20 protein-coding genes and 3 pseudogenes are annotated in these 13109 nt (G+C 35.5%); 14 read left to right on the top strand and 9 right to left on the bottom strand.

The genetic code is table 11. The features are described 5' to 3' along the window. Positions 1 to 222: 222 nt before the first annotated feature. Positions 223 to 375: pseudogene (locus G5T77_RS11395) on the top strand (monooxygenase); the annotation flags it as partial. A 90-nt stretch (positions 376 to 465) separates the two neighbouring features. On the opposite strand, the pseudogene G5T77_RS17210 reads toward G5T77_RS11395, so the two are convergent. From G5T77_RS17210 to G5T77_RS11370, 5 genes and pseudogenes are all read right to left on the bottom strand, one after another. Continuing rightward, a pseudogene (locus G5T77_RS17210) lies at positions 466 to 546 on the bottom strand (riboflavin synthase); the annotation flags it as partial. Between the two features lie 65 nt (positions 547 to 611). Then, complete coding sequence (locus G5T77_RS11385) at positions 612 to 1316, bottom strand: IS6-like element IS1006 family transposase (protein WP_166236220.1); 705 nt, start codon at positions 1314 to 1316, stop codon at positions 612 to 614. A gap of 109 nt (positions 1317 to 1425) precedes the next feature. After that, the gene (gene nadS / locus G5T77_RS11380; RefSeq protein ID WP_004896911.1) at positions 1426 to 1698 is read right to left on the bottom strand and encodes a NadS family protein; all 273 of its coding nucleotides are present in this window, start codon (positions 1696 to 1698) and stop codon (positions 1426 to 1428) included. Continuing rightward, a complete protein-coding gene (locus tag G5T77_RS11375) occupies positions 1691 to 2011 on the bottom strand; it encodes a type II toxin-antitoxin system RelE/ParE family toxin (RefSeq protein ID WP_004755868.1) in 321 nt (106 codons plus the stop codon). Before G5T77_RS11375 ends, nadS begins: the two co-directional genes overlap by 8 nt. 146 nt (positions 2012 to 2157) lie before the next feature. After that, positions 2158 to 2889: an EcsC family protein gene (locus tag G5T77_RS11370; protein WP_166138371.1), complete on the bottom strand. Its 732-nt coding sequence runs from the start codon at positions 2887 to 2889 to the stop codon at positions 2158 to 2160. A 181-nt stretch (positions 2890 to 3070) separates the two neighbouring features. Between G5T77_RS11370 and G5T77_RS11365 the strand changes: the two genes are divergently transcribed. Both G5T77_RS11365 and G5T77_RS11360 read left to right on the top strand, forming a co-directional pair. Beyond that, a complete protein-coding gene (locus tag G5T77_RS11365) occupies positions 3071 to 3367 on the top strand; it encodes a type II toxin-antitoxin system RelE/ParE family toxin (RefSeq protein WP_005175534.1) in 297 nt (98 codons plus the stop codon). 1 nt (position 3368) lies between these two features. Continuing rightward, on the top strand, positions 3369 to 3659 hold the full coding sequence (locus G5T77_RS11360; protein ID WP_060875721.1) for an addiction module antidote protein: 291 nt from the start codon (positions 3369 to 3371) through the stop codon (positions 3657 to 3659). 86 nt (positions 3660 to 3745) lie between these two features. On the opposite strand, the gene G5T77_RS11355 is transcribed toward G5T77_RS11360, so the two are convergent. Next, positions 3746 to 4090: a hypothetical protein gene (locus G5T77_RS11355; protein WP_004282115.1), complete on the bottom strand. Its 345-nt coding sequence runs from the start codon at positions 4088 to 4090 to the stop codon at positions 3746 to 3748. A gap of 11 nt (positions 4091 to 4101) precedes the next feature. Further along, positions 4102 to 4401, bottom strand: a complete 300-nt coding sequence (locus G5T77_RS11350) for a DUF4258 domain-containing protein (RefSeq protein ID WP_227607580.1) — start codon at positions 4399 to 4401, stop codon at positions 4102 to 4104. 133 nt (positions 4402 to 4534) lie between these two features. Here G5T77_RS11350 and G5T77_RS11345 point away from each other — a divergent pair, with 133 nt between their 5' ends. Together G5T77_RS11345 and G5T77_RS11340 are read left to right on the top strand one after the other, a co-directional pair. Beyond that, positions 4535 to 5017 carry a hypothetical protein gene (locus G5T77_RS11345; RefSeq protein WP_166138373.1) on the top strand — a complete coding sequence of 161 codons (483 nt, stop codon included), beginning with the start codon at positions 4535 to 4537 and terminating at the stop codon, positions 5015 to 5017. Then, positions 5010 to 5321 carry a hypothetical protein gene (locus G5T77_RS11340; protein WP_004282111.1) on the top strand — a complete coding sequence of 104 codons (312 nt, stop codon included), beginning with the start codon at positions 5010 to 5012 and terminating at the stop codon, positions 5319 to 5321. Before G5T77_RS11345 ends, G5T77_RS11340 begins: the two co-directional genes overlap by 8 nt. Positions 5322 to 5461: 140 nt before the next feature. Here the strand turns inward: G5T77_RS11340 and G5T77_RS11335 are convergent, their stop codons facing one another. Then, the gene (locus tag G5T77_RS11335; protein ID WP_121594982.1) at positions 5462 to 5851 is read right to left on the bottom strand and encodes a tautomerase family protein; all 390 of its coding nucleotides are present in this window, start codon (positions 5849 to 5851) and stop codon (positions 5462 to 5464) included. A 263-nt stretch (positions 5852 to 6114) separates the two neighbouring features. On the opposite strand from G5T77_RS11335, the gene G5T77_RS11330 reads away from it, so the two are divergent. From G5T77_RS11330 to G5T77_RS11300, 6 genes and pseudogenes are all read left to right on the top strand, one after another. After that, on the top strand, positions 6115 to 6486 hold the full coding sequence (locus G5T77_RS11330) for a hypothetical protein (RefSeq protein ID WP_004726814.1): 372 nt from the start codon (positions 6115 to 6117) through the stop codon (positions 6484 to 6486). A gap of 101 nt (positions 6487 to 6587) precedes the next feature. Beyond that, on the top strand, positions 6588 to 6833 hold the full coding sequence (locus G5T77_RS11325) for a type II toxin-antitoxin system RelB/DinJ family antitoxin (RefSeq protein WP_166138376.1): 246 nt from the start codon (positions 6588 to 6590) through the stop codon (positions 6831 to 6833). Beyond that, entirely contained in the window at positions 6823 to 7116 is a 294-nt protein-coding gene (locus G5T77_RS11320) for a type II toxin-antitoxin system RelE/ParE family toxin (protein ID WP_000221358.1), read from the top strand. Before G5T77_RS11325 ends, G5T77_RS11320 begins: the two co-directional genes overlap by 11 nt. Positions 7117 to 7230: 114 nt before the next feature. Beyond that, a complete protein-coding gene (locus tag G5T77_RS11310; protein WP_228278815.1) occupies positions 7231 to 8037 on the top strand; it encodes a hypothetical protein in 807 nt (268 codons plus the stop codon). 154 nt (positions 8038 to 8191) lie between these two features. After that, positions 8192 to 8680: a hypothetical protein gene (locus tag G5T77_RS11305; protein ID WP_166138379.1), complete on the top strand. Its 489-nt coding sequence runs from the start codon at positions 8192 to 8194 to the stop codon at positions 8678 to 8680. Between the two features lie 232 nt (positions 8681 to 8912). Next, positions 8913 to 9617: pseudogene (locus tag G5T77_RS11300) on the top strand (IS6-like element IS1008 family transposase). 223 nt (positions 9618 to 9840) lie between these two features. Here the strand turns inward: G5T77_RS11300 and arsC are convergent. Beyond that, the gene (arsC, locus tag G5T77_RS11295) at positions 9841 to 10269 is read right to left on the bottom strand and encodes an arsenate reductase (glutaredoxin) (RefSeq protein ID WP_166138382.1); all 429 of its coding nucleotides are present in this window, start codon (positions 10267 to 10269) and stop codon (positions 9841 to 9843) included. Between the two features lie 82 nt (positions 10270 to 10351). Here arsC and G5T77_RS11290 point away from each other — a divergent pair, with 82 nt between their 5' ends. The 3 genes from G5T77_RS11290 to arsH are packed head-to-tail and all read left to right on the top strand — an operon-like array spanning position 10352 to position 12421. Continuing rightward, the gene (locus G5T77_RS11290; protein ID WP_166138385.1) at positions 10352 to 10666 is read left to right on the top strand and encodes a metalloregulator ArsR/SmtB family transcription factor; all 315 of its coding nucleotides are present in this window, start codon (positions 10352 to 10354) and stop codon (positions 10664 to 10666) included. Between the two features lie 4 nt (positions 10667 to 10670). Further along, positions 10671 to 11711, top strand: a complete 1041-nt coding sequence (gene arsB / locus G5T77_RS11285; RefSeq protein WP_166138388.1) for an ACR3 family arsenite efflux transporter — start codon at positions 10671 to 10673, stop codon at positions 11709 to 11711. 5 nt (positions 11712 to 11716) lie between these two features. Beyond that, on the top strand, positions 11717 to 12421 hold the full coding sequence (gene arsH, locus G5T77_RS11280) for an arsenical resistance protein ArsH (RefSeq protein WP_166138391.1): 705 nt from the start codon (positions 11717 to 11719) through the stop codon (positions 12419 to 12421). Positions 12422 to 13109 lie beyond the last annotated feature (688 nt).

The raw sequence follows: 13109 nt of genomic DNA, 5'->3' as shown, positions 1-13109 counted from the left end.
ATTTTGTTCCGTTAGGCTATAGTCTAAAGTAACGAAATTAATATTCTGCTCCCGATAGAAACAACCGTACTCAGGGAGAGATTTTTTTGATGTGCCGGTGCCGACCCTTACCAGAAGGCACTGTTGCAAATAACCACGAATAGTAAGCTGAATACTCTTTTAGCTAAAGGTGCAGCATATGAATCCCTTCCATAAAATTTAGGCTTGTATACCCAGAAAAAGGGAGCAAGAGCAACAACAGCAAAATTGAATTTAGATCGTTTTTGGCGAAATGTCAGAACACAAACTTTATATGATCCAGTCGATTATAAATATCAAGAAATTGGCGAATGGGTTTTAACAGGAAAAATACCTGGTCCAAGTTTTTATTCGTAGGAAAAGCTAAAATTCAAATTATGGGCATTGTTTTACATGGACTCAATCAATATTTTTATCTGAATTGAGCCGTGTAAAATGCACTGGAATTTATTTTTGATGAATATTTTCTAAAGTATCAACCAAAGTTCGTGTGGTTTGATCGATTTCATAATTTACTTCATCGCCTATATGGGCTTTGTTGGGCACTGTTGCAAATAGAAATTTGAGTCGATGATGCCCCCTTTAAAAAGTGCTTAGAGACCGAAAACTCTATTCACTAGATACACTTCACCCTGAGGCTGACCATAATAAAATGACGAAGCTTGTCCTTTACGTAGTGCACGCATGACTTCAATACCTTTAATTGTGGCATAAGCCGTCTTCATAGATTTGAATCCTAATGTGGCCCTGATGATTCGCTTTAGCTTGCCATGATCACATTCGATCACGTTATTTTTATACTTAATCTGCCTGTGCTCAAGGTCTGGTGGACATTTTCCTTCCCGTTTTAACCGTGATAAAGCACGTCCATATGTGGGTGCTTTATCCGTGTTGATCACTTCTGAAATTTGCCACTTCTTCACATTATTTAAAATTTTTCCAAGAAAACAATATGCTGATTTGGTATTACGTCTAGAAGAAAGATAAAAATCAATGGTATCGCCACGTTGATCGACTGCACGATACAGATAAGACCATCGTCCATTCACTTTTACATAGGTTTCATCAATATGCCACGAGCTCAGATCTGTAGGATTACGCCAATACCAGCGTAAACGTTTTTCTATTTCAGGAGCATAACGTTGAACCCAACGGTAAATAGTCGTGTGATCAACATTCACACCCCGTTCGGCCAGCATTTCCTGCAGTTCACGATAGCTAATGCCATATTTACAATACCAGCGCACAGCCCAAAGAATGATTTCGCCCTGAAAATGCCGACCATGGAAAGGATTCATATGCTGCACCTTTAGCTAAAACAGTCTTCAGCTTACCATTCGTGGTTATTTGCAACAGTGCCTACGAAAAACCCCGGCAGGATGCCGGGGTTTTTTATTATCTAATTTTTTAAATCAAGGTTGGATGAGCATCCAGAATGCGGATCAGCGTTGCTGCTGGGCCAGTTGGATAGCGACGGCCTTGTTCCCAGTTTTGCAGGGTTCTGGCACTGATATGCAAACGTGCAGCAAATTCAGCTTGGGTTAAGCCTGTCTTCTCACGTACTTCCTTAATATCCGGCAATTCAAGCTCAGTTACCCGGCTTGCTTTCATTTCATTGCGTTTGATGGCACCAGCTTCTTTGATTGAAGCAACCAGGTCATCAAATAAGTTGTTATCCATGAAATTGCTCCTTCACTAATTGACGCAAAATAGAGGTCTCTTTGTCTGTCAGGTTATCTTTCGTAGACTTTGGATAAGCCACCAAGAAAAATATCTGATCATCTTCTGTGACCCAGTAATAGATCACACGGATACCGCCACTTTTACCTTTATTACCTTGAGCACAGCGTACTTTACGAATGCCACCGCCATTCTTGATTAAGTCACCTTTATCAGGCTGTACCAAGAGATCTTGCTGGAGCTGACGATACTCTTCATCACTTACAAGCTCTTTGATTTGCTTGGTAAAAATACTGGTTTCAATGAATAGCATAGGTTTAAGTACGTCAATGGCGTATAAGAATTTTAGCAGTTTTAGAGCGAAAAAACGAGAGCTATAGGCTCACGTTTCGCATAATCAGTATTATGTTAATTTTAGAAATATTAAATTACTAACATATCCGTACCAAATTTATAAAATTAAGAATTTATAGACTCTGTTTGCATTTTTCTAAAAAACTCTTCTTTATATCTTTTCTGAATTTCACTTGATGCATATTTAGCAAATGCGAAATTAATGCCTCCACCCAAAATACCACCAACAACAGGAATAAATTTTGCTGCCTGTTTAGTTGTCATTTTGGGTGCTAATTTTGATGCAACAATCATGATCAGTTTAAGTACTGGGTTTGATTTTGCCCCAGATTTTCCTGCAATTTGAGCAGCTCTATTCATCATAGCTTGCACACCAGCAACAGCTGCTTTATCAAACCCCAATGAAAATAAATAAATTTCTCTAGCTAGTTCTGCATCATGTGGATTATTTGGATCAAAGCCATTCAAATATGCAACTCGTTGATTCAACCTATACAATTGCGCTGCCATATTTACAATATCCACGCTCCCAATAGTTACCATTGTTACTGCACCACCAACGCCAGAGGCCAGTCCAGTTACTGCATTATTTCTTGCTGCATAGTTACCATAAGAACCAGAAATATCTTCAATTCTTCGATAATTTTTACAAATAATTTCTGTTGTAAAGTCTTCTATTTTTGAAATAGGTAACCCTTTAGACTGCGCATCTTTAACAATGTCATTAGGGTCTACTGAAATAACTTCAGAAATTTTATTTAAGAGCTTTGTAGGTAATTGAGTAGTACTATCGAAATCCATGTTTTTAAGACTTATTAAATTAATTATTAATATCATAAATTAAACATTAGATTTTTATCAGGTTATAAAAAATATTTATTCATAATTTGACAATAATTTTTAGAGGCTCCCCCCATTTAACATAATGGCTGTTATACGAAATTAATGGATGTCCGTATAGACTACTTGCATATTGTATTCGATCGAATACAATATAGTGAGAAGATAAGGAATTCTCATGATTGAAATTAAACGTCTGCCAGAATTTGATGAATGGTTAGATGGCATTAAAGACAATATGACCCGTATTCGTCTGAATCGTAGATTAGATAAGGTTCAACGTGGAAATTGGGGAGACATTAAGCCTCTCCAAGATGGCGTTTGGGAAATGAGAGAGTTCTTCGGTGCTGGATGGAGAATGTATTACATCCAGCATGGTGACGTAGTGATTGTAATGCTTGGTGGAGGAGATAAATCGACTCAACAACAAGACATCGATCGTGCAGTCAAATTATCGAAAACATTGGAGGATTAAAATGGTTAAAGTCGCTGATTTACCAAGTTTTGATATGGCTGAGTCACTCAAAACTGAAGAAGACATTGTGATGTATCTCAATATGGTTCTTGAAGATAATGATCCAGCTGAATTAGCCCATGCACTTGGTGTTATTGCTAAAGCTCGTGGCATGACTCAAATTGCTAAAGAAGCAGGGATTGGGCGAGAGGCACTCTACAAAGCCCTACGTCATGATTCAGCACCACGTTTTGATACGATTAATCGTGTAGTAAATGCGTTAGGCTTAAAACTCACTGTACAACACGCCTAAAACTTTAAAAAATATAGTAAAAATGGGAGCTAAAGGCTCCCATTTTTAGATTCGTATAAGGTGTATTATGTTAATTGTAGCAAAACTCAATAATCATAGCCTTCCTGATAACCCTCATGCTCACTAAGGTCATTAATTACACTATCGTATACACCTGAGTAGTTCATAAGATCTCCATTATCATCATGTTCATAGTTTTCAGAACCTTCATAATCCGATCCAGAATGATTAGATATAAATCCTCTGTTAGCCCCTGTTAATGATTGTGTGAGTGGTTTTCTGGGAGGGGGATTATTAGGTTCTGTTTGATTTTCGTATGGCTCATCATCATCGTATGGAATATCAGAGGATTCTTCTTTCTGATATCTATTCAAAGCATCATCAGAACGCCATACATAGATTTTGTCTTCATTTTCATATTTCTTGTTCATGACACTATTCCTTAAGAATATTTGTTTTTACGACTATCAAAGTCGTAGGCAGTAATTAAAGACTCATATTCACTAACAACAACGATTCCGCCTTTATCCAAGAGCTTAGCCATCACAGCTAATTCACGTAGCATTTCTTCTCGATGACGAAGGATCAATTTTCTATTCACGATCACCTTATCTCCATCGATTTCACCATGCTCTAAAGCATAGTTAACCATTGCTTTGGTAATTCCTCGTTGAGAAGTTCTCTTCATGAAATGGTTCGTTTTAATCATTTTATTTCTGCCTATTGCCTGTATGTTTTTCATCCTATAGCACACACAAAAACTTGTAAATACTTTTTGTAATTTTTTTAATTACAAAAAGTATTTACATTTGTATCTACACTTATATTTAATGTGCTATAATTTATTCAATTTCAAAAACTGATAGATAAAACAAATGGTTGAAAAATTAGATTTAGAAGAGTTGGCCTATAGACATCGAGCTAAAAGGGAAATGTCTATCGATGGGCTGAGTGCTTTTGTCGAACTAGGTTTGAATACTCGTATCAATCTTGAGCCTAATGCAATGAAAGGGCTGTCAATTAAACTTTCCGAAGATCAGAATATGATTCTTGAATCAGTTGCAAATGCTATAGGCAAAAGCAAGAGTAAAGTTCTTCAAGAAATAGTTAGCTCTTATATAGAATCAGCTTATCTTTCATATCTGAAAGGCCTTTATCAGATTGGTGATTTAAATCAAGAAAATACTGATATTGATGCAGTACAGGACCATTTAATTAAGATAAAAAATAAACTCAAAGATTCAGGAAATGAGTATTTCCATATCTTCATGCTGGCAAAAATGGGCTTCATAGACCGAGCTACGGATTTAGCAGATGAAATACTGAATCAACAAAAGAAGGGGCAAGCTAATGAGTAATTATTTTGAAGAACTAGGTCTCCTTCATGCTACAGAGCTAGATGCAAAGTCTGTAAAAACTCTCGCAATGTCATTTAAGTTACCTGAGCCAGATCTCATGAAATTGGATGTTTTTTGTGAAGATATGGGAATCAATCGAAGTAAATTTATCCATATGTTATTAGATGATCAAAAGGCCTTTGATGCTCTAAAAACATACATGCTGGCAAGTCAAAAAAATATAGACGACTTAGCTTTACCTGACAGTATTAGAGGGAAATTCGAGACTTATTTACAGCTGGAAGATCCAAGCTCTGACTGCTGATTTAACATAATGGTTGTTATACGCAATAAAAAAACCTGGGCACCAACCCAGGTCTAAAATTTAAAAAACAGATAAATATCAGTGCAATAAACTCATTTTTCTAATTTCGCATAACGTGTATTATGTTAATTTCAGTAAATTTAAATACTTACCTTATAATTTAACTGTAGTTCATCCGCATTTTCCCCTCTAATGCCCCAGTTTTCTTTAGGAGTTTCAAATATAGTTATCTCAACATCATTTGAATCAATACCGCATAGATTGTTTATATTTTCGAATAGAGTCTTAATGAATGCTTTTTTAGTCTCTTTTGTTCGTCCATCGAACATGGAAATTTCAATAATTATATAAGATGTACTGCGGTCTGCTGGATATATAAAATTTTTGGATTCTAGTGGAATAAAACGTTGAAACCTTTTTTCTTCAGGATATTTTAATTCTTTAACTAAAGCCTGATGGATAGCTTTACTTAAATTATCACGATGTAATTCTATAGTTTCATCTAAAGCATAAATTTTTATCTGAGACATTACTTTCTCTAAATTAAAACCCTAATTTTAGCTTAATCTCCCCCTCCCATTTAAGATAATGGCTGTTATACGAAATGAAAAAGCCTAGACTCTGGTCTAGGCTTAAAATTTAAAAAATATATAAAAATCAGTGCAATAAACTTATTTTTAGAGATTCGTATAACGTGTATTATGTTAATTTTAGAATAAATTAAGAATTATCCAATTGAAATTAAAAAAAATATATATTTATAATTAAATGAACATCCAAGTTAAGAACTAAAATGATAAGAGACGATTTAAAAAAATATCCTAAAGCAATATGGATACATTTTTATAAAAACCGTATAAGTTTGATGGCAGAGAATGGCACAGTCAAAGCAACTGAAATTCCTAAATCACCTTATGATCACCCAAGAATGATTTTGGCAGATTTTGAAAGCGCTACAACAACATTAAAAGCTTTAATGAGACACCATTCTAACGGTTTATCTTTTTTCAAGTTTACAGCTCCTATTACGATTGTCCAAATAATGGAGCCGATACAAGGTAATTTAACTAAGATTGAAATACGAGCTTTTAAGGAGTTATTTCTTAATACTGGTGCAAGAGAAGTAAAGCTATATGACCTTGATGGAAACTCTATTGAAGAATAATTTTAAAAGCCCTATTTAACATAATGGCTGTTATGCGAATTCGACTTGTAATGCAATTTGCATTACACTATTCCTAGTACATTAAACACTTGGAAAATATGATGGCTACTGTTAACTTCAGGGTCGATGGAGCCCTTAAAGAAAAATCTTATTCAATTCTTAAAGAGCAAGGTATTGCACCTACGGATTTCTTCACTAGTATTCTTGAGTATGTTGCTACGACTGGGAAACTGCCCGTCAAAAAAGCTTTGCTTTCGGAAGAAGATGAAGAATTATTAGCTCTTGTCCGTAAGCGCATTAACGATCCTAAAGAGATGTTTGAGGAAGTCACATTAGATGACTTATAAGCTTTTACGTCACAAGGACTTTACAGCAGAATGGGAAAAACTCCCTGTTGCTATACGAGATCAATTTAAAAAGAAACTAGCTAAAGTCATAGAGCAGCCACATATTCCAAAGAACATGCTTAGAGGCGATCTTGCAGGTTGCTATAAAATCAAATTATTAAAAGCTGGTGTCCGACTTGTCTATCAAGTTAAAGATGATCAGGTAGTTATCCTGCTCATTACCGTCGGAAAACGAGCTGATAGCATAGTTTATGACGAAGCGAAAAAGCGAATTAAAGACTAAAAATGGGAGCTTATAGCTCCCATTTTTGCCTTCGTATAACGTGTATTATGTTAATTTTAGGGAAATTTAACTATTCTGATTTTGCTGAAATCATAAATTTATAAGAGATAAATAATGCTAATAAAAAGATATTGGATTATTTCCTCGTATGTCCTGTTACTTATTGGATGTACATCAAAAGATATTTCAAAAGATATTCCTAAAGAAGGGGAAATAGTGACATGGAAGCAGAATCCAAATTTGATAGTAAAAGCAAAGCTTGGTCCACGTAGAAAACATATTCCTGACCAATTTGATAATGAATTTTATCGCCCTGAACGTGAACATTATTTAGGGCAGTTTCCAATTGACTATATTCCTGAAAAATTTCCCGCTATAACTCAAGAGGAAGCAAATACTTTACCAATGCCTGACTCTAATCGACAATTAGAATTTTATTTAACTTTCAATAGGGAAAAAATAGAAGCTACGGATGGTTTTGCACCTGATCATAAAGATCAGGTACGAGTACGAATAAAAGGTTTAGGTTTAGAGATGAGGGAAAATAATACTGATACAAAAAAAGTAATTCTTAATAATATTACTCCGGAATATGTCAAGATGGATTCGAAATTTAAAAAATTCGGCTTGGAATGTTATCGGAGGATTTTTTCTGATGAATATCTATTTTGTTATGCAGATTCGAATATTCCAAATGTTTCTGGTGTCTTTCTTAAAGTTAATACAAGAGGAAGAAGACCAGAAAATGGAGAATCAATTGAAATAATAGGAAATAACTATGAATCAAATAAGTATGGGGATATATGGGTTCAATGGGAAACTAATTTAAACAATTGGGAGAAATGGCAAGATATTGATAATGCAATATGGCGCTTATTAGACACATGGAACTCAGCTCCATCATCTCAAAAAAATAACTAAATTTTACTTATTTAACATAATGGCTGTTATACGAAGCCAAAAAAGAAGCCTGGAAGACATCCCAGGCTTCAGATAATCCGTATTATGTTAATTTTAGCTAAATTTAACTATTCTAATTACTCTGAAATAAGAACATTTAATAAGAGGGGAAATAATGGGATTTATAAATGAAAGAATTAGTGGAGAGGATCGTATTGAATATGGTCTTGATGAAATAGAAAATAGTGTTCCTAGAGGAGTTTGGCATCCTGATAGAGATTGGACTATAGATAAAGAGCGAAAAATATATTTAAGACAAATATGGCAAAGTAATTCAGGACGAGAGCCTGAAAAAGATCCAAAATTTATTGATAGAACATATCATTTTTTTATTGATAATATTCTTTATCAAGTTCAAATCCATGATGATTTAGAGAAAGAAATAAAGACAAAAGAAGGCTATCTAAAGTCTATTTTAACAGTAACATCAATTAATCCAATGCAGAATAATAATGAAGAGTTAATGCAAATAATAAGAACACTATATGAAGCACTACTAATTAGACAAGGTAGTGGAATTTACTCCAATTGGATAAAAAAGTTTGATTTAACATTAATTTATCAAAAGTTGGAGATGAAAAACATGATCATCTCAAGTTATTGATATTTGTAATAAAAAATTAATCACTAAAGTAAAATGATGTCAATTACTTTCATTTTTATGAAAAAAGTATTATGGCGACCAATATTGTGAACTCCTGATTTAACATAAAACCTCTTATTCGAAATTGAAGGGAACTCTAAGTGGTATGTGCTTTTAAGGCTCGTTGTACGGCACTGTTGCAAATAGGCTGACATGATAAGCTAAATATCTTATTTATTTCGAGATACAGCAGATGAATCCCTTCCATGGTCGGCACTTTCAAGGTGAAATCATTCTTTGGGCTGTTCGTTGGTATTGTAAATATGGCATCAGCTATCGTGAACTTCAAGAAATGCTCGCTGAACGGGGTGTGAATGTTGACCACACCACAATTTATCGTTGGGTTCAGCGTTATGCTCCAGAAATGGAAAAACGCTTACGCTAGTATTGGCGTAATCCTACAGATTTACATTCATGGCATATGGATGAGACTTATATCAAAGTGAAGGGGCGATGGACTTACCTGTATCGTGCAGTTGATCAACGTGGTCATACGATTGACTTTTACCTTTCCGCTAGACGGAACAGTAAATCAGCCTATTGTTTTTTAGGAAAAATCTTCAATACGGTGAAAAAATGGCAAATTCCACGGGTCATCAATACAGATAAAGCAGCGACCTATGACCATGCTTTATCACGGTTAAAGCGAGAAGGAAAATGTCCAGTAGATATTGAGCACAGGCAGATTAAGTATAAAAATAATGTCATTGAATGTGATCATGGTAAGTTAAAGAGAATCATCAGGGCCACATTAGGATTCAAATCTATGAAGACGGCTTATGCCACAATTAAAGGTATTGAAGTCATGCGTGCACTACGTAAAGGACAAGCATCGTCATTTTATTATGGTCAGCCTCAAGGTGAAGTGTGTCTAATCAACAGGGTTTTCGGTCTCTAAGCACTTTTAAAAAGGAACTTCATCGACTCAAATCTCTATTTGCAACAGTGCCCTTATAAGCCTCGATAGAACTTTTCAATAAAGTATCGAGTTTTGAGAACCAGGGTGATCATCAAATTCTTATGTTCTGAGATCTTAGGTCGAGCAATCGATAAACCGGACATTTCTATTTGGGGTTACAACTGAATTTCGAATAAGAGATTTTATGTTAAATGAGGCGGATTTATTTAATCCGCTTACCATTTTTATCGATGATTATTTCACCATCCTCTTTGGTAAAAGCTCCTAATTGAGGCGCAGACAAAATATCTAAAACGAGTTCAGATGGTCTACATAGTTTTACGCCTAACTCAGTCACTACAAATGGACGATTAATTAAAATTGGATACTCAAGCATAAAATTAATGAGCTGTTCATTTGTCCAGTGCTGCTGATCCAACTTGAGCGTTTCAAAGGGTTCTACATTTTTGCGAATAGCTTCACGTACAGAAATCCCTGCGTTTTCAATTAAATTAATGAGTTCGCTCTTACTCGGAGGGGTATTAAGGTATTCAATAATTTCAGGTTCTTCTCCTGTATTTCGAATGAGAGCTAATGTATTTCTTGATGTTCCGCAAGCTGGGTTGTGATAGATCTTAACTTTCGATGACATTGGATTAACTCAGAACTTAATAATATTGCATTTATATATGGATATGCGTATATTCGCAATAGCATATATTGGAGTGTAGATTATGGATCAAGCAGATTTCTTTAAATGCCTATCTGACCCGACACGTCTAGATATTTTAAAAATTATTTTAGCAAGACAAAATGTATGTGTTTGTGAAATCACAGAGATATTACAACTGAGCCAACCTAAGATTTCTCGTCATCTGGCTTTACTTCGTAATCTCTCAATTTTGTTAGATGAGCGTAAGGGACAATGGGTGTATTACCGATTAAATCCTGATTTACCAGAATGGGTAAATGCAGTGCTCAATGTCTTAAATGATGAAGTACTGAATAAATCTGCAAGCAACTTATCTATCTCTATGCAATGCGAGTAATTCAATGTCCGGATCAAAGCTCTCATTCTTAGATCGAAATCTAACGCTATGGATTTTCATTGCCATGGCATTAGGAGTAGGTATTGGTGTATTTTCTCCTCAAGCATCTGTGGTACTCGATCACTTAAGCATTAATTCAGTGAATATCCCTATCGCAATAGGGCTTATTTTGATGATGTATCCACCACTTGCCAAAGTAGACTATGCGACTTTGCCTAAAGTATTTGAGGACAAGCGAACCCTTACATTATCTCTCGTTCAAAACTGGCTAATAGCACCTTGCTTAATGTTTGGTTTGGCAATCATTTTTTTGCACTCCTATCCGGAATATATGACTGGTCTCATTCTGATTGGTTTGGCCAGATGTATTGCTATGGTCTTGGTTTGGAATGGCTTGGCATGTGGTGACAATCAGTATGTCGCTGCCTTAGTCGCGTTTAACAGTATCTTCCAGATCTTATTCTTTAGTACTTATGCCTGGTTATTCTTAACCTTCTTACCACCATTCTTTGGGGTAGAAGCACAAATCATTAATGTGAGCTTTTGGACAATTACCTATGCTGTTCTTATTTATCTAGGTATTCCGTTCTTACTTGGATTTTTAACTCGGTTGATTTTAGTCAAACAGAAGGGGGTGGATTGGTATCAATCTAGATTTATCCCAAAGATTAGCCCAATCAGCCTTATTGCGCTTTTATTCACGATTATAGCCATGTTTAGCCTTAAAGGTGGTGAAGTGGTTAGCCTTCCTCTAGATGTACTTAGGATCGCTATTCCTTTGACAATTTACTTTGTTGCGATGTTCTTCATCAGCTTCTTTATGAGTAAGTGGATGGGTAACGATTATCCTAAAACAACTGCTATTTCCTTTACTGCGGCAGGCAACAATTTTGAATTAGCACTTGCTGTAGCGATTGCCACTTTTGGATTAGCTTCACCTGTGGCTTTCACAACAGTGATTGGACCGCTTGTTGAAGTGCCTGTATTGATTGCCTTAGTGACAGTTTCGCTATGGCTGAGAAAAAAAGTTTTTAAAGAGGCATGAAGCTAATGAACTTACCAAATATTGATCTTAGTCTTTTGGAAAAACCGACTTTAGAAAAAGTTCAGGCAAAGAACCTTGAACATCCTCCAAGAATACTGCTTCTGTATGGCTCAAATCGTGATCGATCATATAGCCGTTTAGCTATTCAGGAAGCTGGTCGAATTCTTGAATATTTTGGTGCGGAAGTGAAAATCTTCCATCCAAAAGGGCTACCTCTGCCTGAAGATGGTGATATGCAACATCCAAAGGTCAAAGAACTGCATGAGCTATTAGCATGGTCAGAGGGCATGGTTTGGTGTTCTCCTGAGCGTCATGGCTCAATGAGTTCAATATTAAAAGCTCAAATTGATTGGATTCCATTAGCAGCGGGTGCAATCCGTGCAACGCAAGGTAAAACCTTAGCTGTAATGCAAGTTTGTGGAGGTTCGCAATCCTTTAATGCTGTAAATCAATTACGTATTTTAGGGCGTTGGATGCGTATGATCACGATACCAAATCAGTCCTCAGTTCCTAAAGCATTTCTGGAGTTTGAAGAGGATGGTCGTATGAAGCCTTCTTCTTATTACATGAGGATTGTCGATGTGATGGAAGAACTTTATAAATTTACGCTTTTAACCAGGGGACAGTCCTCATATCTCACTGACCGTTACTCTGAACGTGTAGAAAGTGCAGAAGAGCTTTCAAAGCGTGTGAATCAAAAGAGTATTTAGATTTCCTAAAATTAACATAATACACCTTATATGAAACTAACAGCATATTTTAAACACATAAAAATCAAATACTTGTGTTATAGTGATAATGCTCGACGATGTCGAAAAGCCGGCTTGGAAACAAGTCGGCTTTTTTATGAGCAGTTTTGATAGTTCTTGCCAATAAATTTGTTTAAAAAGTAGTCGATTTTGCAATTTTTTAAATTTTATCAATGCTTGAATGCTTAAAATTATCCACATTTTTTGTGGATAAAATTTAGGCTATTTTGTACGCTCAGGCTTACGTGAATCTCGGCCCTTTGCGGCTATCTAGGATACTGGAACTTTCCTATGATGAACTCATCAGGAACAGGAAGTTCCATAACATAAAACAAAAATTATAAGTTATTGCACATGGACCAGAGGGTACAACAGCACAATCAGCGACAATAAAAAACCCCGGCAGGATGCCGGGGTTTTTTATTATTTAGATTTCTTAAATCAGCGTCGGGTGTGCCGTCCAGGATACGAGTTAAAGTCGCTTAAAATAACGTCAATAAATATTGAAAAAGTCATAAAATGTGATATGTTTCACACTCTATTTTTTAGTAGTAAAATTTTTTTATGAAACTATTAAAAAATAGATCTCTTGCGAAAGTCATTATTGCAAGTTCATCCGGTTTACCAGTGCAGCGATTAAGTTAATGCG

Origin of the sequence: Acinetobacter sp. GFQ9D191M, from assembly GCF_011174875.1 — a bacterium.
Lineage (GTDB): Bacteria > Pseudomonadota > Gammaproteobacteria > Pseudomonadales > Moraxellaceae > Acinetobacter.
Note: the sequence above shows the minus strand (reverse complement) of the source record. Positions and strands in the feature narration are given on the sequence as shown.

What these genes read in the sequence shown, in the direction of transcription:
- G5T77_RS11365 (WP_005175534.1), top strand. Translation starts at nt 3,071, where the DNA reads ATGATTGAAATTAAACGTCTGCCAGAATTTGATGAATGGTTAGATGGC.
- G5T77_RS11310 (WP_228278815.1), top strand. Translation starts at nt 7,231, where the DNA reads ATGCTAATAAAAAGATATTGGATTATTTCCTCGTATGTCCTGTTACTT.
- G5T77_RS11360 (WP_060875721.1), top strand. Translation starts at nt 3,369, where the DNA reads ATGGTTAAAGTCGCTGATTTACCAAGTTTTGATATGGCTGAGTCACTC.
- G5T77_RS11355 (WP_004282115.1), bottom strand. Translation starts at nt 4,090, where the DNA reads ATGAACAAGAAATATGAAAATGAAGACAAAATCTATGTATGGCGTTCT.
- G5T77_RS11325 (WP_166138376.1), top strand. Translation starts at nt 6,588, where the DNA reads ATGGCTACTGTTAACTTCAGGGTCGATGGAGCCCTTAAAGAAAAATCT.
- G5T77_RS11320 (WP_000221358.1), top strand. Translation starts at nt 6,823, where the DNA reads ATGACTTATAAGCTTTTACGTCACAAGGACTTTACAGCAGAATGGGAA.
- G5T77_RS11345 (WP_166138373.1), top strand. Translation starts at nt 4,535, where the DNA reads ATGGTTGAAAAATTAGATTTAGAAGAGTTGGCCTATAGACATCGAGCT.
- G5T77_RS11305 (WP_166138379.1), top strand. Translation starts at nt 8,192, where the DNA reads ATGGGATTTATAAATGAAAGAATTAGTGGAGAGGATCGTATTGAATAT.
- arsC (WP_166138382.1), bottom strand. Translation starts at nt 10,269, where the DNA reads ATGTCATCGAAAGTTAAGATCTATCACAACCCAGCTTGCGGAACATCA.
- G5T77_RS11370 (WP_166138371.1), bottom strand. Translation starts at nt 2,889, where the DNA reads ATGATATTAATAATTAATTTAATAAGTCTTAAAAACATGGATTTCGAT.
- G5T77_RS11375 (WP_004755868.1), bottom strand. Translation starts at nt 2,011, where the DNA reads ATGCTATTCATTGAAACCAGTATTTTTACCAAGCAAATCAAAGAGCTT.
- G5T77_RS11290 (WP_166138385.1), top strand. Translation starts at nt 10,352, where the DNA reads ATGGATCAAGCAGATTTCTTTAAATGCCTATCTGACCCGACACGTCTA.
- G5T77_RS11340 (WP_004282111.1), top strand. Translation starts at nt 5,010, where the DNA reads ATGAGTAATTATTTTGAAGAACTAGGTCTCCTTCATGCTACAGAGCTA.
- nadS (WP_004896911.1), bottom strand. Translation starts at nt 1,698, where the DNA reads ATGGATAACAACTTATTTGATGACCTGGTTGCTTCAATCAAAGAAGCT.
- G5T77_RS11330 (WP_004726814.1), top strand. Translation starts at nt 6,115, where the DNA reads ATGATAAGAGACGATTTAAAAAAATATCCTAAAGCAATATGGATACAT.
- arsB (WP_166138388.1), top strand. Translation starts at nt 10,671, where the DNA reads ATGTCCGGATCAAAGCTCTCATTCTTAGATCGAAATCTAACGCTATGG.
- G5T77_RS11335 (WP_121594982.1), bottom strand. Translation starts at nt 5,851, where the DNA reads ATGTCTCAGATAAAAATTTATGCTTTAGATGAAACTATAGAATTACAT.
- G5T77_RS11385 (WP_166236220.1), bottom strand. Translation starts at nt 1,316, where the DNA reads ATGAATCCTTTCCATGGTCGGCATTTTCAGGGCGAAATCATTCTTTGG.
- arsH (WP_166138391.1), top strand. Translation starts at nt 11,717, where the DNA reads ATGAACTTACCAAATATTGATCTTAGTCTTTTGGAAAAACCGACTTTA.
- G5T77_RS11350 (WP_227607580.1), bottom strand. Translation starts at nt 4,401, where the DNA reads ATGAAAAACATACAGGCAATAGGCAGAAATAAAATGATTAAAACGAAC.